Annotated in this window: 17 protein-coding genes and 2 pseudogenes; 14 read left to right on the top strand and 5 right to left on the bottom strand. The window is 63.7% G+C overall.

All coding sequences use genetic code 11. The features are described from left to right. Nucleotides 1–7: 7 nt before the first annotated feature. From H7R73_RS19660 to hslR, 4 genes are all read right to left on the bottom strand, one after another. Nucleotides 8–673 carry a GntR family transcriptional regulator gene (locus tag H7R73_RS19660; protein WP_029314822.1) on the bottom strand — a complete coding sequence of 222 codons (666 nt, stop codon included), beginning with the start codon at nt 671–673 and terminating at the stop codon, nt 8–10. Nucleotides 674–846: 173 nt separating this feature from the next. After that, a complete protein-coding gene (gene pckA / locus H7R73_RS19655; RefSeq protein WP_103259511.1) occupies nt 847–2,472 on the bottom strand; it encodes a phosphoenolpyruvate carboxykinase (ATP) in 1,626 nt (541 codons plus the stop codon). A 149-nt stretch (nt 2,473–2,621) separates the two neighbouring features. Continuing rightward, entirely contained in the window at nt 2,622–3,506 is an 885-nt protein-coding gene (hslO, locus tag H7R73_RS19650) for an Hsp33 family molecular chaperone HslO (protein WP_182951373.1), read from the bottom strand. Nucleotides 3,507–3,610: 104 nt separating this feature from the next. Continuing rightward, entirely contained in the window at nt 3,611–4,009 is a 399-nt protein-coding gene (gene hslR, locus H7R73_RS19645) for a ribosome-associated heat shock protein Hsp15 (RefSeq protein WP_103259513.1), read from the bottom strand. Between the two features lie 216 nt (nt 4,010–4,225). Between hslR and exeC the strand changes: the two genes are divergently transcribed. The 14 genes and pseudogenes from exeC (at nt 4,226) to exeN (ending at nt 15,890) form a co-directional block, all read left to right on the top strand. Beyond that, complete coding sequence (gene exeC / locus H7R73_RS19640) at nt 4,226–5,074, top strand: GspC family type II secretion system variant ExeC (protein WP_410169898.1); 849 nt, start codon at nt 4,226–4,228, stop codon at nt 5,072–5,074. A 21-nt stretch (nt 5,075–5,095) separates the two neighbouring features. Beyond that, nucleotides 5,096–7,150, top strand: coding sequence for a GspD family T2SS secretin variant ExeD (gene exeD, locus H7R73_RS19635; protein ID WP_010675726.1), 2,055 nt, complete (start codon nt 5,096–5,098; stop codon nt 7,148–7,150). After that, on the top strand, nt 7,150–8,655 hold the full coding sequence (gene exeE, locus H7R73_RS19630; protein WP_041213949.1) for a GspE family T2SS ATPase variant ExeE: 1,506 nt from the start codon (nt 7,150–7,152) through the stop codon (nt 8,653–8,655). The genes exeD and exeE overlap by 1 nt, the downstream gene beginning before the upstream one ends. A gap of 1 nt (nt 8,656) precedes the next feature. Beyond that, nucleotides 8,657–9,877, top strand: a complete 1,221-nt coding sequence (gene exeF / locus H7R73_RS19625) for a GspF family T2SS innner membrane protein variant ExeF (RefSeq protein WP_041211719.1) — start codon at nt 8,657–8,659, stop codon at nt 9,875–9,877. Between the two features lie 116 nt (nt 9,878–9,993). Then, nucleotides 9,994–10,425: a GspG family T2SS major pseudopilin variant ExeG gene (gene exeG / locus H7R73_RS19620; RefSeq protein WP_010675723.1), complete on the top strand. Its 432-nt coding sequence runs from the start codon at nt 9,994–9,996 to the stop codon at nt 10,423–10,425. 47 nt (nt 10,426–10,472) lie between these two features. Next, nucleotides 10,473–11,036 carry a GspH family T2SS minor pseudopilin variant ExeH gene (gene exeH, locus H7R73_RS19615; protein ID WP_041211718.1) on the top strand — a complete coding sequence of 188 codons (564 nt, stop codon included), beginning with the start codon at nt 10,473–10,475 and terminating at the stop codon, nt 11,034–11,036. Between the two features lie 74 nt (nt 11,037–11,110). After that, nucleotides 11,111–11,455, top strand: a complete 345-nt coding sequence (gene exeI / locus H7R73_RS19610; protein WP_010675721.1) for a GspI family T2SS minor pseudopilin variant ExeI — start codon at nt 11,111–11,113, stop codon at nt 11,453–11,455. A 44-nt stretch (nt 11,456–11,499) separates the two neighbouring features. Continuing rightward, on the top strand, nt 11,500–12,141 hold the full coding sequence (gene exeJ, locus H7R73_RS19605; protein ID WP_045522074.1) for a GspJ family T2SS minor pseudopilin variant ExeJ: 642 nt from the start codon (nt 11,500–11,502) through the stop codon (nt 12,139–12,141). Nucleotides 12,142–12,166: 25 nt separating this feature from the next. Next, nucleotides 12,167–12,241 (top strand): annotated as a pseudogene (locus H7R73_RS24250) (type II secretion system protein GspJ); the annotation flags it as partial. A 25-nt stretch (nt 12,242–12,266) separates the two neighbouring features. Beyond that, nucleotides 12,267–12,341, top strand: a pseudogene (locus H7R73_RS19600) (type II secretion system protein GspJ); the annotation flags it as partial. Continuing rightward, nucleotides 12,331–13,350 (top strand): GspK family T2SS minor pseudopilin variant ExeK, encoded by a 1,020-nt coding sequence (exeK, locus tag H7R73_RS19595; protein ID WP_103259514.1) that lies wholly within the window; start codon nt 12,331–12,333, stop codon nt 13,348–13,350. The pseudogene H7R73_RS19600 and the gene exeK, both read left to right, overlap by 11 nt. A 112-nt stretch (nt 13,351–13,462) precedes the next feature. After that, the gene (gene exeL, locus H7R73_RS19590) at nt 13,463–14,647 is read left to right on the top strand and encodes a GspL family type II secretion system protein ExeL (protein ID WP_103259515.1); all 1,185 of its coding nucleotides are present in this window, start codon (nt 13,463–13,465) and stop codon (nt 14,645–14,647) included. Continuing rightward, complete coding sequence (gene exeM, locus H7R73_RS19585; protein ID WP_010675717.1) at nt 14,644–15,135, top strand: GspM family type II secretion system protein ExeM; 492 nt, start codon at nt 14,644–14,646, stop codon at nt 15,133–15,135. The genes exeL and exeM overlap by 4 nt, the downstream gene beginning before the upstream one ends. Continuing rightward, nucleotides 15,132–15,890, top strand: a complete 759-nt coding sequence (gene exeN / locus H7R73_RS19580; RefSeq protein WP_039040581.1) for a GspN family type II secretion system protein ExeN — start codon at nt 15,132–15,134, stop codon at nt 15,888–15,890. Before exeM ends, exeN begins: the two co-directional genes overlap by 4 nt. A 60-nt stretch (nt 15,891–15,950) precedes the next feature. Here the strand turns inward: exeN and H7R73_RS19575 are convergent, their stop codons facing one another. Beyond that, nucleotides 15,951–16,760: a helix-turn-helix transcriptional regulator gene (locus H7R73_RS19575; protein ID WP_103259516.1), complete on the bottom strand. Its 810-nt coding sequence runs from the start codon at nt 16,758–16,760 to the stop codon at nt 15,951–15,953. Nucleotides 16,761–16,821 lie beyond the last annotated feature (61 nt).

The following is a 16,821-nucleotide window of genomic DNA, read 5'->3' as shown; positions in this document are numbered from 1 at the left end:
TGAGTGTTCATTGATGGTGGCCGCTTGCCAGGATCTGTCTGATCGACTGGCCTGCCGCCTCGATGTGTTGCTTGAGCAGTACCACTGCCTCGTGCTTGCGCCTGGCGCGGCACAGTTCAAGGAGTCGGGCGTGCTCCCGCTCGGCCTTGTCCACGCCGCCCTGGGCGAACAGCAGTTCGAAACGCACATAGCGGTCGCAGCTCAGATTGATCTGGGCGATCAGTTCCAGTGCCTGGGGGCGATTGGCTGCCTGGTAGAGGGTGGCGTGAAAGCGGTGATTCAACTCGGCCCAGTGTTCGATCTGGGTGCCAGACTCCAGCGCCAGATCAAACTGGGCAAGGATGGCTTGCGCCTGGGCGAAGGTCTCCTCCGTCATCAGGTCGACGGCGTGGAACAGGGTATCGGCTTCGAGCAGTGCCCGCAAATAAAAGAGCTCCTCGATGGCCGAGGCATCCAGCATGGTCACCACGGCGCCGCGATGGGCCTCGAACTTCACCAGCCCCTGCGCTTCCAGTTGCATCAGGGCTTCCCGCACCGGGATGCGGCTCACCGCCAGCTCCTTGGCGATGGCGTCCTGGCGCAGGGGGGCGCCCGCTGCAAACTCGCCACGCAATATCCGGCCGCGGAGGTTCTCCATCACCATCTGGGTTCGGGTCTTGTAAGGTGGGGTCATGCTGGGGTCACGGGCAGGTTGCAAAATTGTATATTGTATAAAGTTTGGCTGAATCTAACGCGCAAGGGCCGTCAAGGCAAGGCTTGGCGGGAGCCATATGCCGCGCATCGGCCAAAAAAATACCGGCCAGCAGGGCTGACCGGTACGGGATTGCGAGACGCGAGGCGCGTTTCTTACAACTGCGGGCCCGCCGCGACCAGGCGTTTGCCTTCGTCGTTGTCGGTGAAGCGCTCGAAGTTCTTGATGAAGCGCCCGGCCAGATCTGCCGCCTTGGCATCCCACTCTGCCTGGTTGGCGTAAGTGTCTCGCGGATCCAGGATGGCGGGGTTGACGCCCGGCAGCTCGGTCGGCACTTCCAGATTGAACACCGGCAGTACCTTGGTCGGCGCCTTCTCGATGGAACCATCCAGGATGGCGTCGATGATGCCACGGGTATCCTTGATGGAGATCCGCTTGCCGGTGCCGTTCCAGCCGGTGTTGACCAGATAGGCTTCAGCCCCTGCCGCTTCCATCCGTTTCACCAGCTCCTGGCCGTACTTGGTCGGGTGCAGGCTGAGGAAAGCCGCGCCGAAGCAGGAGGAGAAGGTCGGGGTCGGCTCTGTGATGCCGCGCTCGGTACCGGCCAGCTTGGCGGTGAAGCCGGACAGGAAGTGGTACTTGGTCTGCTCCTTGGTCAGCTTGGCGACCGGGGGCAGCACACCGAAGGCGTCTGCGGTCAGGAAGATCACCTTGGTGGCGTGACCCGCCTTGGAGACCGGCTTGACGATGTTGTCGATGTGATAGATGGGGTAGGAGACCCGGGTATTCTCGGTGCGGGAACCATCGTCGAAGTCGATGGTGCCATCGGCAGCCACGGTCACGTTCTCCAGCAGCGCATCGCGGCGGATGGCGTGGTAGATGTCCGGCTCGGCCTCTTCGGAGAGCTTGATGGTCTTGGCGTAGCAGCCCCCTTCGAAGTTGAACACGCCGTGATCATCCCAGCCGTGCTCGTCATCGCCGATCAGCTGACGCTTGGGATCGGTGGAGAGGGTGGTCTTGCCGGTGCCGGAGAGGCCGAAGAAGATGGCCACGTCCCCATCCTTGCCCACGTTGGCGGAGCAGTGCATGGAGGCGATGCCGCGCAGGGGCAGGAAGTAGTTCATCATGGAGAACATGCCCTTCTTCATCTCGCCACCGTACCAGGTGCCGCCGATGAGTTGCATCTTCTCGGTCATGTTGAAGGCGACGAAGTTCTCGGAGTTGAGACCCTGCTCCTTCCAGTTCGGGTTGGTGCACTTGGCACCGTTCATCACCACGAAGTCCGGTTTGAAGGTCTTCAGCTCCTCTTCGCTCGGGCGGATGAACATGTTCTTCACGAAGTGCGCCTGCCAGGCCACCTCGGTGATGATGCGCACCGCCAGGCGGGTGTCCGGGTTGGCGCCGCAGAAGCCGTCCACCACGAACAGACGCTTGCCGGAGAGCTGTTTGGTGACCAGCCCTTTCAGATGTGACCACACTTCCGGGGTAATCGCCTTGTTATCGTTTTTACCCTGGTCAGACCACCACACAGTATCCTGTGTAGTGGCATCTTTGACGATATATTTATCTTTAGGGGAGCGGCCGGTGAAGATGCCGGTGTTGACATTGACGGCGCCAAGCTCGGTGACGACGCCACGTTCGAAGCCCTCAAGGTCTGAGCGGGTCTCTTCAGCGAAAAGCTGCTCATAGGAGGGGTTGCGAACGATTTCCTGGCTGTTTTTGATACCGTATTGGTCCAGCTTCAGTTGTTGGGCCAGGGTGGGTTCTACCACGATTGTCATTGTATTCTCCTGGGTTCAGAGGTGTGTAGGGTTCTATCTGACGTTCATGCTACCACCTAGGTGGTAGTTTTTAGCGATCGCCATCAAACTTTATAAAATAGGGTATTTTTTTGTTATTTAAGTTAAAGGCGGGTTTTGCCCGCCTTTGATTAGTGTAACTGGTTTGCATCATTACCGGGAGCCCTGCTGAACAGGGTTTCGATGTCTATCCCGTCGAATTCGTAGTGGGCGCCGCAGTAATCGCAGTGCATGTCGATCTTGCCGAGCTCCTGCACCATGGATACCGCTTCCTCCTTGTCTATCTGCAGCAAGGCCCCTTCGCAACGGGCGCGGGAGCAGGTGCAGCGGAACTCGATGGCCTGGGGATCGAACACCCGTACCTTGTCCTGGTGGTAGAGGCGGTAGAGGATCTCTTCCGCGTCCAGACCGAACAGCTCTTCGTCCTTGATGGTGGTGGTGAGCTGGACCAGGTGGTCGAAATCGTCGCTGTGATCCTCGCTCTGGGCCGGCAGCTCCTGCAGCAGGATGCCCGCCGCACGGGGCTCGCCCTCGTGGTGGCCGGTGCGGATCCAGAGGCGGGTGGCCAGTTGTTCGGACTGGGCGAAGTAGTGCTCCAGGCAGGCCGCCAGGGTGTCGGCCTCCAGGGCGATGATGCCCTGATAGCGCTCTCCCTGATCCGGGGTGATGGTGATGACCAGATGGCCGTTGCCGATCAGGCTTTGCAGCTTGCCGTCCGTCGGCAGCTCCCCTTCATAGCGTGCCACGCCGCGCAATTGCTGGTTGTTGTCGCCGTTGATGACGGCCAGACGTACCGGACCGTCCCCCTGCAGCTGCACCGTGATGGAGCCTTCGAACTTGAGGGTGGCGGTCAGCAGGCTGGTGGCAACCAGCAGCTCGCCCAGCAGGTGCTGCACCTGTACCGGGTAGTTCTGGGCGTCGATGATGTGGCGGTAGGTACGATCCAGCTGGACCAGCTCCCCACGCACTTCGTACTCTTCGAACAGATAGCGATACAGGAGGTCTTGGTTACTCATCATGGTTTCCTAGGATGTTCTTGGGGGAAAATAAACACATTGTTAAACAGGTGGTTAGGAACTAATTCCTCCACCTGTCGTCATAAAGGGGCCACAGACGCGGATTAGGATTGCTTGACCCGGATAAGCTGGCGTCGCTCCTGCTTGTCAGGTCGGCGCTCCGGGCTTGGGGCAAACTGGCTGTTGAAGCGGCGGGCTTCGCTGTTTTCGGCCCGTTTCTTCAGGCTGGCCTCTGTCTCTTCATAGAGTTGCTGGGCCAGCGGGGCGGATTTGCGCTGCTCGCTCACCTCGAGCACCCGCACCTCCCGCTCGTCCTGGCCTTGCCAGAATCGCACCAGGGCGCCGACCTCGACCGCCTTGCCCGGCTTGGTGCGCTGGCCGTTGTAGTGCACCTTGCCGCCGTCGATCTGATCCCGCGCCAGACAGCGGGTCTTGTAAAAGCGGGCGGCCCACAGCCACTTGTCGAGACGGACCTGAGTGCTGCTTTGTGCTGGATTCGACATGGATCGGCTCCGGGATGGCTGAAAAGGTGCCTGATTATACCAGAGGCGGGCCCCGGGATAGAAACAGGGGGCATCCGGGTGTGACGGAAACTGAATTTTCACCCCTTGGTCCCATCCGGTCGGTTGTCTCTGGGTCCATTGCCGTACACAATAGCCAACCGACTTGGATGCCAGACAATTTTGAGAAAGATGACGCTACCGTTCAGGGATGATTTGTTGACTTCCCTTCTGGCTCGCTGCAAGGCCATGCCACTTTCCCGTTTCAGCCAGCCCCTGTTCTGGCTTCTGCTGCTGTTGCTGGCCCAGCAGTGTGCCGTGCTCACCTGGCGCCTGTACGAACTGGCCCAGCCCGCTCCCCTGACCCCCTGGCAACCCTCGGTCACCTCGGTGCAGGGGAGTGGCGGCGATCGCCTCGATCTTGGCAACCTCAGCCGCCTCTCTCTCTTTGGCAAGGCGCTGCAACCCCAGGCGGACAAGGCGGCAGAGACGGTGGCGGCGGATGCCCCGAAAACCCAGCTCAATGCCCAGCTCAACGGGGTGCTGGCAAGCTCGGATCCCGCCAAGTCCATCGCCATCATCGCCCACAACGGGACACAGAACTCTTACGGCATCGGGGACTACATCGACGGTACCCAGGCCAGGATACGCCAGGTGTTTGCCGATCGGGTCATCATCGCCCGGGACGGCCGTGACGAGACCCTGATGCTGGACGGGGAAGAGTATGGCAAGCCCCTGCCCAAACCGGCCCACCAGGAGGGGCTCTCCTCCGTGCGCAGCGAACTGCTGGGCAACCCGGGCAAGATCACCGATTACCTCAATATTTCTCCGGTCCGGGTGGACGGTCGCATGACCGGCTATCGCCTCAACCCGGGTCGCAATCCGGAACTGTTCAATCAACTCGGACTGGTCGCCAACGATCTGGCGGTCAGCATCAACGGCCTGGATCTGCGTGACAACGCCCAGGCCATGCAGGCGATGCAGCAGGTGGCGGGCGCCACGGAAATGACCGTCACCGTCGAGCGGCAAGGACAGCTCTACGACGTCTATGTCGGCTTGTCAGAATAATGAATTGGAGTAGCACCAAGAATGACAAATAAAGGGAAGGGCTGGCGTCTGGCCACCATGGCGGCAGCCTTGATGATGGCCGGTTCTGCCTGGGCCACCGAGTATTCCGCCAGTTTCAAGAACGCCGACATCGAGGAGTTCATCAACACGGTCGGCAAGAACCTGAACAAAACCATCATCATAGAGCCATCGGTGCGCGGCAAGATCAACGTGCGCAGCTATGACCTGCTCAACGAGGATCAGTACTACCAGTTCTTCCTGAGCGTGCTCGACGTTTACGGCTTTGCCGTGGTGCCCATGAACAACGGCGTGCTCAAGGTAGTGCGCTCCAAGGATGCCAAGACCTCGGCCATCCCCGTGGTGGATGACACCAACCCCGGCGTGGGTGACGAGATGGTGACCCGGGTCGTGCCGGTGCGCAATGTCTCGGTCCGTGAACTGGCCCCCCTGCTGCGTCAGCTCAACGACAACGCCGGCGGCGGCAACGTGGTCCACTACGAGCCCTCCAACGTGCTGCTCATCACTGGCCGCGCCGCCGTGGTCAACCGCCTGGTGGAGGTGGTTCGCCGGGTGGACAAGGCGGGGGATCAGGACATGGACGTCATCAAGCTCAAGTTCGCCTCCGCCGGCGAGATGGTGCGGCTGGTGACCAACCTCAACAAGGATGGCAGCAATCAGGGGGCCAACGCCTCGCTGCTGCTCTCCCCCAAGGTGGTGGCCGACGAGCGCACCAACTCCGTGGTCATCAGCGGCGAGCCCAAGGCCCGTGCCCGCATCATCCAGATGGTGCGCCAGCTCGACCGGGATCTGCAGAGCCAGGGCAACACCCGGGTCTTCTACCTGAAATATGGCAAGGCCAAGGATCTGGTGGACGTCCTCAAGGGGGTCAGCTCCAGCATCGCCGCCGACAAGAAGGGCGGGGCGGCTGCCACGGCCACGGGCGGCGCCAGCATCGGCGGCGGCCAGCTCGCCATCTCCGCCGACGAGACCACCAATGCCCTGGTGATCACCGCCCAACCGGACGTGATGGCCGAGCTGGAGCAGGTGATCGCCAAGCTCGACATTCGCCGTGCCCAGGTGCTGGTGGAGGCCATCATCGTCGAGATATCGGATGGTGACGGCATGAACCTCGGGGTGCAGTGGGCCAACACCAATGGCGGCGGCACCCAGTTCACCGACACCGGTCTGCCCATCGGCTCCCTGGCCATCGCCGCCAAGGATTACAAAGACAACGGCAACACCGACGGCCTGTCATCCCTGGCGGGCAGCTTCAGCGGCATGGCGGCAGGCTTCTATCACGGAGACTGGGCGGCGCTGGTGACGGCGCTCTCCACCAACAGCAAGAACGACATCCTCTCCACCCCGAGCATCGTCACCATGGACAACAAGGAGGCCTCCTTCAACGTCGGTCAGGAAGTGCCGGTGCAGAGCGGCTCCCAGAGCTCCACCACCAGCGATCAGGTGTTCAACACCATAGAGCGCAAGACGGTGGGGACCAAGCTGGTGGTGACGCCCCAGATCAACGAAGGAGATTCCGTGCTGCTCAACATCGAGCAGGAAGTCTCCAGCGTGGCACAGAAGCAGGCGACCGGGACCGCGAATCTGGGCCCCACCTTCGATACCCGTACCGTGAAGAACGCCGTGCTGGTCAAGAGCGGCGAGACAGTGGTGCTGGGCGGCCTGATGGACGAACAGACCCAGGAGCAGATCTCCAAGGTGCCCCTGCTCGGGGACATTCCGGTGCTGGGCTACCTGTTCCGTTCCTCCAAGACCTCCACCGCCAAGCGCAACCTGATGGTCTTCATCCGCCCGACCATATTGCGTGACGCCAATGTCTACTCCGGGGTCTCCAGCAACAAGTACACCCTGTTCAGGGCCGAACAGCTGAGCCGGGCTGCGGAAGAGGGCTATGCCACCTCGCCGGCTCGCCAGGTGCTGCCCGCCTATGGCCAGGACGTGATGATGTCCCCCGAGGTGCAGCAGCAGATCCAGAGAATGCAGGCACAGCAGCAGGCGACTGCCACCGGCGTGCGCGCCCAGGTGCAGGAGCAGCCCTTCGTGCAGAGCAAGCCCTGATGGCCGCCTACCAGCTCGATGGCAGCGAGCTGCCGGCTCCCCTGCCGGAACTGCCGTTCGCGTTTGCCCGCAACTTCGGGGCCATCCTGACCGAGCGCCAGGGTACCCCGGTGCTGCTCTGTCGTCAGGGGATCTCCCCCCAGACCCTGCTGGAGGTGCGGCGGGTGGCGGGCTGTGCCTTCGCGGTGGAGCAGCTTGGCAACGACGAGTTCGAGACGCTCCTGATGGCCCACTATCAGCGTGACTCCTCCGAGGCGCGTCAGCTGATGGAGGATCTCGGCAACGAGATGGACTTCTTTGCCCTGGCCGAAGAGCTGCCCCAGAGCGAGGATCTGCTGGATGCCGACGACGACGCCCCCATCATTCGCCTCATCAATGCCATGTTGAGCGAGGCGATAAAAGAAGAGGCGTCCGACATCCACATCGAGACCTTCGAGCGGGCCCTGGTGATCCGTTTTCGCATCGATGGGGTGCTGCGGGAGATCCTGCGCCCCCATCGCAAGCTCGCCTCCTTGCTGGTGTCGCGCATCAAGGTCATGTCGCGCATGGACATCGCCGAGAAGCGGGTGCCCCAGGATGGCCGCATCTCACTGCGCATCGGCGGCCGCGCCGTCGACGTGCGGGTCTCCACCATGCCCTCCAGCTACGGCGAGCGGGTGGTATTGCGACTGCTCGACAAGAACAACGTGCGCCTCGAGCTCAAGCAGCTCGGCATGACGCTGGCCAACCGCAACATCATCAGCGAACTCATTCGCAAGCCCCACGGCATCATCCTGGTGACGGGCCCGACCGGCTCGGGCAAGTCCACCACCCTCTATGCGGCCCTCTCGGAGATCAACTCCCGGGATCGCAACATCCTGACCGTCGAAGACCCCATCGAATATGACCTCGAAGGGGTGGGCCAGACCCAGGTCAACAGCAAGGTGGACATGACCTTCGCCCGGGGCCTGCGCGCCATTCTGCGCCAAGATCCGGACGTGGTGATGGTGGGGGAAATCCGTGACCTCGAGACCGCCCAGATCGCGGTGCAGGCATCCCTCACCGGTCACCTGGTGATGTCGACCCTGCACACCAACACCGCCATCGGCGCCATCACCCGAATGCGGGACATGGGGATCGAGCCCTTCCTGCTCTCCTCGTCGCTCCTGGCGGTACTGGCCCAGCGGCTGGTGCGCACTCTCTGCCCGGATTGCCGCGCACCGCACCCTGTCACCGAGCAGGAGCGTGTTGCCATGGGCATCGAGCTTGCGCCGGATCAGCAGATCTGGCGTCCGGTGGGCTGCGAGCAGTGCAACCACACCGGCTATCGCGGCCGGACCGGCATCCACGAGCTGGTGGTGGTGGACGAGGCGGTGCGCGAGGCGATCCACAGCGCCAGCGGCGAGCTCGCCATCGAGCGGCTGATCCGGGGTCACACCCCCAGCATCCGCCGCGACGGCATCGACAAGGTGCTCAAGGGGCAGACCAGCCTCGAAGAGGTGCTGCGCGTGACCCGGGAAGACTGAGATGGCGGCATTTGAATACAAGGCCCTCGACGGCAAGGGGCGCAACAAGAGCGGCGTGCTGGAAGGGGATTCCGCCCGCCAGGTGCGCCAGTTGCTGCGCGAGCAGGGGCTGACCCCCCTCGAGGTGAACGAGACCACCGAGAAGGCCAAGCGGGAGGCGAACCGCTTCGTGCTGTTTCGCCGTGGCGCCTCCACCGCAGAACTGGCCCTCATCACCCGCCAGCTGGCGACCCTGGTGGGGGCCGGTCTCACCATCGAAGAGGCCCTCAAGGCGGTCGCCGAGCAGTGCGAGAAGGCCCACCTGCGCAGCCTGGTGGCGACGGTGCGCAGCAAGGTGGTGGAGGGGTATTCCCTGGCCGATTCGCTGGGGGCCTTCCCCCATGTGTTCGACCAGCTGTTCCGCTCCATGGTGGCGGCCGGCGAGAAGTCCGGTCACCTGGAGAAGGTGCTCAACCGTCTCGCCGATTACACCGAGCAGCGCCAGCACATGCGCACCAAGCTGCTGCAGGCGATGATCTATCCCATCGTTCTCACCCTGGTGGCGGTGGGGGTCATCTCCATACTGCTCACCGCCGTGGTGCCCAAGGTGGTGGCCCAGTTCGAACACATGGGCCAGCAACTGCCGGGCACCACCCGTTTCCTCATCGGCACCAGCGAGCTGTTGCAGCACTACGGCCTCTGGTTCCTGCTGCTCCTTGGCATTGGCGGCCTGATCTGGCGCTGGTGGCTGACCGACGACAAGCGCCGTCGTCGCTGGCACCAGGTGATACTGCGCCTGCCTGTGGTTGGCCGGGTCAGCCGCGGTCTCAACACCGCCCGCTTTGCCCGCACTCTGAGCATCCTCAACGCCAGCGCCGTCCCCCTGCTGGAGGGAATGAAGATCGCCGGCGAAGTGCTCTCCAACGACTATGCCCGCATGCGCATCGGTGAGGCCACCGAACGGGTGCGGGAGGGGACCAGCCTGCGCAAGTCGCTGGATGAAACCAGAATTTTTCCGCCCATGATGCTGCACATGATCGCCTCGGGCGAGCAGAGCGGCGAGCTCGACAGCATGCTGGAGCGGGCGGCGGACAACCAGGACAGGGAGTTCGAAACCCAGGTGAACATCGCCCTCGGGGTGTTCGAGCCCATGCTGGTGGTCTCCATGGCCGGGGTGGTGCTGTTTATCGTGATGTCGATCCTGCAGCCGATCCTGGAGCTCAACAACATGGTGAATCTGTGAGGGTCAGGTGCCCGAATAGGCTTCGCCATTCGAACCTGCAAATTCAATCGAACGATCGTGATTTAACAGTTAATCGTTGATGGCTCATGCCATCTCATTTCGTTAGGGAGTCAGTCATGCAAAAGCGTCGTCAATCGGGTTTTACCCTGCTGGAAGTGATGGTGGTCATCGTGATCCTGGGGATCCTGGCCAGCCTGGTGGTGCCCAACCTGATGGGCAACAAGGAGAAGGCGGATCAGCAAAAAGCGGTCTCCGACATAGTGGCGCTGGAAAACGCCCTCGACATGTACAAGCTGGACAACAACCGCTACCCCACCACCGAGCAGGGGCTGGATGCCCTGGTCAACAAGCCGACCGCATCCCCTGAGCCGCGCAGCTACCGTGAAGGGGGCTACATCAAGCGCCTGCCGCAGGATCCCTGGGGCAACCAGTACCAGCTGCTGAGCCCGGGCCAGTTCGGCAAGATCGACATCTTCTCCATGGGGATGGACGGCGAAGCCGGGACCGATGACGACATCGGCAACTGGAACCTGAAGGACTTCCAATAAGTGATTCCGCCGCGTCGTGCTCACTGCGTCCCCCCGGGGCTGCCTGAATGAAGGTGGCGTCTTGGGCCCGTCACCAGGCCGGTTTTACCCTGCTGGAAGTGTTGCTGGTCGCCATGTTGATGGGACTGGTGGCGACCGCCGTCACCCTCAGCATGGGGGGCGCCAGGGGGGATCGGGAGCTCGACAAGCAGGCGCGCCGCTTCATGGCGACCCTGCAGCAGGCCCAGGAGTATTCGGTCATGGATGGCAGGCTGCTGGGGCTGCGGGTCGAGGAGAACGGCTGGCAGTTTATGTCCCGGGATCCCAAGGATCGCAAGTGGCGCGCACTGACCGGTGACAAGCTGCTGGGGCCGGTGACGTTGCCGGAGGGGATGACCCTGGCGGCGGAGCTGGAAGGTTTCAACTGGCGCACTGCGTCGGACGAACGCCAGGAGCAGGGTCGGGACGAGCGTGAGCGGACACCCCAGATCCTGGTCTTTCCGGGGGGAGAGCTCTCTCCCTTCGTGCTGACCCTGAGCCAGCAGGACGAGGATCTGCACTACCTGCGCACCGTCAGGGGGGACGAGTTCGGTCGTCTCTCCCTGTTGCAGGATGAAGAGGAAGAAGAGTGAAGAGCACCAGGCCCGCAGGGGGCGTTCTAGCGCGTCGCACCGCTCTGTCGGGCGGCCCCGCCCGGGGGCGCGGCATGACGCTGCTGGAGGTCATGGTGGCCCTGGCGGTGTTTGCCATCGCCGGGCTGGCGGTGATGAAGACCGCGAGCGAACACCTGGCCGGCCTCAATTATCTGGAGCAGAAGACCCTGGCGACCTGGGTGGTGGAGAATCAGCTGGTGCAGCAGAAGCTCGAAGGCAAGTGGCCGGGAGACAGCTGGGTGGAAGGGGACGAGGAGATGGCCGGGCAGACCTGGTACTGGCGCTATCGCGGCGTCGCCACGGCGGACAGCAACTTCAGGGCGCTGGACATGGAAGTGCGCACCGCGCCCAAGGCCGACAGCCCGGTGGCCATGATCCGGACCTATCTCAGCCGATGAACATTCATCAACGTGCGTCCATGATCCGGAGCCGGTGTCAGCCGATGATCCAGAGCAACACCCACCCATCGTGCCACCGCGGCTTCACCCTGCTTGAGATGCTGGTGGCTATTGCCATCTTCGCCACCCTGAGCCTGGGGGCCTATCAGGTGCTGCAAGGGGTGCTGACCAGCGACGAGGTGGCCAAGCGCAAGGAGGCCCGTCTCTCGGAGCTTCAGCTCGCCTTCAGCCTGCTGGAGCGGGATGTCACCCAGATGGTGCCGCGCAGCGGTCGCATCGACGGCGAGAACAACAAGGTGCTGCTGGCGGCGTCCCGCTTCGGCCAGCAGAGCGACGACTGGGGCATGGCCTTCATTCGCGGCGGTTGGCTCAATCCGGACGGCATACTGCCGCGCTCCGGCCTGCAACGAGTGGGTTGGCGTCTCAAGGGGCAGACCCTGGAGCGGTTGAGCTACCTCTATCCGGATCCGGCCATTGGCACCGAGCCGCGCATTCAGCCCGTGCTGACCGGCGTGACGGCGCTGCGCCTCTATTTCTACGACAAGGGACAGTGGAAGGAGGAGTGGACCCAGCGCGACCTGCTGCCCTATGGGCTGGCGGTGGAGCTGGAGCTTGAAGACTACGGCACCATCCGCCGCCAGTTCCTGATCGGAGCCGGTGGTCAGAGGGCAGAGAATGGTAACTGATCGTCGTTTTCCCCTGTCCGTCACGGAGGATGACGGCACTATTCGACGTCGCCAGTTCCTGATCGGAGCCGGTGGCCAGAGGGCAGAGAATGGTAACTGATCGTCGTTTCCCCCTGTCCGTCACGGAGGATGACGGCACTATTCGACGTCGCCAGTTCCTGATCGGCGCTGGCGGTCAGAGGGCGGACAATGGCAATTAAGCGCCCCCGCCATCCTTTGGCTCCCGGCAGACAGCGGGGCATGGCCCTGCTGGTGGTGCTGCTCATCCTCGCGGTGATGGTGATCGTCGCCAGCAACATGAGCGGCCGCCTGCAACTGGAGCTGCGCCGCACCGCCAACCTCACCCTGGGCAAGCAGGCCTGGTGGTATGCCATGTCGGCGGAGGCCCTGGTGATCAAGGTGCTGAACCAGGACTTCAAGGATGACCCGGACCGGGTGAGTCTGGGACAGAACTGGGCGCGGGAGGACGGGGTCTTCCCGGTGGAGGATGGCACTCTCTCGGGCCGGGTGCGGGATCTGCAATCCTGCTTCAACCTCAACAGCCTGAGCGTGCCCCTCAAGGAGGGGGAGAACGGCGACGATCTCGACGCCCAGCCTTACCAGTTCAAGGTGTTCCGGGCCCTGCTCGCCCAGCTCGAGGTGGATGATTACGAAGCGGTACAGCTGACGGACGCCATCCGCGACTGGACCGACAAGGATACCCAGCTAGTCTCGAGCAACGGGGCCGAGGATGCCTACTACGAGGGACTCAATCCTCCCTACCTGGTGGCTAACCAGCGGATGCTGGGCACCGACGAATTGCGGGCAGTGCGCGGGGTGAGCGCCAGCCTGTACGCCCGGTTGGCCCCCTATGTGTGCTCCCTGCCCAATGACAAGCTGGTGGTGAACATCAACACCATCCGGCCGGAGCAGGCGGCCCTGCTGGTGGGGCTCTACCAGGGGAAGATCGGGCTGGACGATGCCAAGCGGGTGCTGACCAGCCGCCCCAAGAAGGGGTGGAAGAACAAACAGGAGATGACAGAGCAGTTGCAGGTTCAGCCGGGTGCCATCACCGGGCTGGATGGCGCCCTGGACATCAAGAGCAGCTTCTTCGAGGCCCGCCTGCTGGCGGAGGTGGGGGAGACCCGCGCCAGGCTTGAGACCGTCTTCCAGCGTGGCAAGGACAACAAGCTGGTGATGCTGCGTCGCCTGAGCGGCGGCGCCGAATAACAAGGGGGCGTGGGGCGGTTCAGCCGACCTGCGCATCCCCCGATTGGACTGCAACCCATGGCTGTGCGCCCGCCCCCCTGAGGGAGGAGCGGGCATGGCAGGAGAGACATTAGTGAGCGAGAGTCTGGTCATCCGTCTGGGGACCAATGCGCAGCAGCCAGTGCACTGGCTGGTCTGGTCGGCGCAGGAGCAGGAGATCATCGCCTCCGGCATCCTGGCCTCGGCGCACGCCCTCGGCGAGCTGCAGGAGCGTGCCGGTGGTCGCCCCGTGGTGACCCTGGTGCCCGGCAGCGATCTTATCTTCCGGCGGGTCAATCTGCCGGGCAAATACAGCCGCCAGAGTGCGGCGGCCCTGCCCTATCTGCTGGAGGAGCAGATCGCCTCAGACGTGGACGATCTGCACCTGGTGGTGCTCGGCCATCAGGGCCGCGAGGTGGATCTGATGGCGGTGGACAAGGGGAAGATGCACTCCTGGCTCGGCTGGCTGGAGCAGGCAGGGCTCAAGACCCTGCACCTGCTGCCCGACGTGCTGGCGCTGCCGCTTGCCGCCGATGGCTGGTCAGCCCTGCAACTGGGGGAGGTGTGGCTGGTCCGCCAGGGCCCCCGTCAGGGCATAGTGGCGGAGGAATCCCTGCTGGCCATGCTGCTGGCAGCGCAGACCGAACCCGTCACCCTTCACTGCCATACTCCCATCCCCGCCATGGCGGCGGGGAACTGGCAGGGGGCTGACCCGGAACTGCCCATGCTGTTGCTGGCGAAAGGGGCGCTGACCTGCCAGGCCAACCTGTTGCAGGGGCCCTATCGTCCCCAGACCGAATACGCCCGCTACTGGTTGCAGTGGCGCAAGGTGGCGGTGCTGGCAGGCGTATTGTTGCTGGTGGCCCTGGTGCAGCGCGGTGTGCATCTGCACCAGCTGACGGAACAGGACAAGGCCCTCAAGGCGGAGATCCGGCAGGTCTACACCCGGATCTTCCCGGGGGAGACGCGGATCGTCAACGTGCGCAGCCAGATGACCCAGCACCTCCAGCAGTTGGGGCAGGCTCCCCAGGATGGCGTCCTGTTGCTCCTGACCGAGCTGGCCCCGGTGTTTGCCGAGGTGCCCGGCCTCAAGCCCGAAGTGCTGCGCTTCGATGCAGCCCGGGGCGAGCTGAGGTTGCAGGTGACGGCCCCCGGCTTCACCGAGATCGAACGTTTCCGCGAGCTGGCGGGCAAGCGCTTCGCGGTGCAGCAGGGTGAGGTGCGAAGCACCGAAGGCAAGGTCGAAGGGGCGCTGGTGCTCAAGGGGAGGTCGTCATGATGGACAAACTGCAGAGCTGGTGGCGCGGCATCAGTGCCCGCGAGCAGCGGCTGGTGGCGGTGGGGGGCAGCGTGCTGCTCATCGGGCTCTTCTACTGGGCGATCTGGCAGCCGGTGGCAAATCGCATTGCCGAGCGCGAGCGGCAGGTGGTGAACCAGCAGCAGACCCTGGCCTGGCTCAAGGAGAAGGGACAGGAGGTGTTGGCGATGCAGGGGGGACAGGGGCGCCAGATCGATACCGGCGGTACCCTGGACGGCGTGGTGAACCGCACCGCCTTCAACCAGAAGATCAAGATTGCCCGCTTGCAGCCCCAGGGTCAGGAGCTGCAGGTATGGATAGACACGGTGCCGTTCGATGATCTGCTGATCTGGCTTGCGACCCTCTCGGATCAATACGGCGTCCAGGTGCAGATCATCGAGCTGGCCCGCGAGGGGCTGGCCCCCGGGCTGGTCAAGGTCAGACGTTTGCAGTTGAGTCGTTCCCAATGAAGCGAAAAATAGTGATCGCCAGTCTCTTCCTGCTGGCCTATCTCGGTTTCCTGCTGGCCCAGTTGCCAGCATCCCTGGTGGTGCGCCATCTGCCGCTGCCCCCCAATCTGGTGCGGCTGGAGGGGGTGAGCGGCACCCTCTGGAGCGGTCAGGCCGCCCGGGTGCAATATGCCAGCGAGTCCCTCACCCAGTTGCGCTGGGATCTCGATGGCTGGTCCCTGCTGCGGCTGGCGCCCGAGGTGTCGGTGCGCTTTGGCGAGCGCAGCGGGCTCAACGGGCAGGGGATCCTGGGTTGGAACGGTGCCGCTTTCGGGCGCGACATCACCCTGAATGCGCCGGCCCCCTGGGTGCTGGAGCGGGTGCCGATGAGACCCCCCTTCCCGTTGACGGCGACGGGTCAGTTGCAGCTCAAGATCGATCAGTTTGCCCAGGGCACTCCCTGGTGCGACAACCTTTACGGGGATCTTCACTGGTATGACGCACAGGCGGACACCCCGGCGGGCAAGCTGGCCCTGGGGGATCCCGAGATCACGCTCACCTGCCTCGACTCCCGGCTGGTGGCCGAGATCAAGCAGGGCTCGGAGGCGGTGCAGGTGCTGGGCAAGCTGGAGTTGCAGGCCAATCGCCAGTACCTGTTCCAGGGTACCCTGAAACCGGGTCCCGAGCTGCCGGACCAGATGAAACAGGGGCTCCCCTTCCTCGGCCAGCCCGATGGGCAGGGGCGCTTCCCGCTGCGCTACCAGGGCCGTATCTGACGGCCTTGCTGTCTGATCTGGCAAACATTGACACCACCCCGCCCCGGCGGGGTGGTGTCGTTATGGGCGCGCGCCGGCTGGCGCCGTGATGAGGTGATTGAGGAAGAAGCTGAATAGCTCGGCCCGCGAGCGCAGGTGCAGCTTGGCGTAGAGGTGCTTGCGATGATTCTTCACCGTGCCGCTGCCGATGCCGAGCTCCGCGGCAATCGCCTCGGTGTCGAGCCCCTGCAACAGCAAACCCGCCACCTGGCGCTCCCGCCGGGTTAGTTGATCTCCCCCCACACTGGCGATAGCCTGCTCCACCGCCCCCTTGAGGTCAGTGCCATCTGACCTGGCCGGGCTGCGGGCCAGGCGGGGTGTCTCTTCCCGCCAGTGCTGGCGACACAGGGAGTGGACCAGCGGGAACAGTGCCTCCAGCCTGGCCAGCTCGTCACGGCTGAGGGAGCTGCGCTTGTCGAGGCGGCCCAGAAACAGCATCAGGGTGAGGCCGCCGCGCACCGGCAGGATCAGCCCCACCTCCTCCTGCCAGCCGGTGGCCTGATAGAAGTGGTGGCGATACTCGGGGTCGAGCCGCCCCCGTGACACCTGCGCCAGGGTCCAGACCCCGGCACCCAGCCCCTGCTCCAGCGCCTGCATGAAGGGATCCTGACTGAAGTGGCGGGTGAGGTAGCGGTCGAACAATAGGGCCCGCTGATGATGCAGGTTGTCGTAGAGGTAGACGGGGCGCAGCCCCACCCCGAGCAGCAGGGCACAGTCGAATGCCACCTGTTGCTGGATGAGGCGCACCAGGGCTGCCGGGAAGCCGCTGCCGTGCAGGGCATCGACGGCGGCGGTCAGGCTCAGGGTATCCGTGGCAGGAGACGGGGGCATGGCGATGGGCTCCGGGTCAGGGAATGGTTTCCCCACGATGGCAGGATGCTAGCACGGGAGT

It is taken from the genome of Aeromonas sp. WP2-W18-CRE-05 (assembly GCF_014168615.1).
Lineage (GTDB): Bacteria > Pseudomonadota > Gammaproteobacteria > Enterobacterales > Aeromonadaceae > Aeromonas > Aeromonas caviae.
This window is presented reverse-complemented; position numbering and strand designations above follow the sequence as displayed.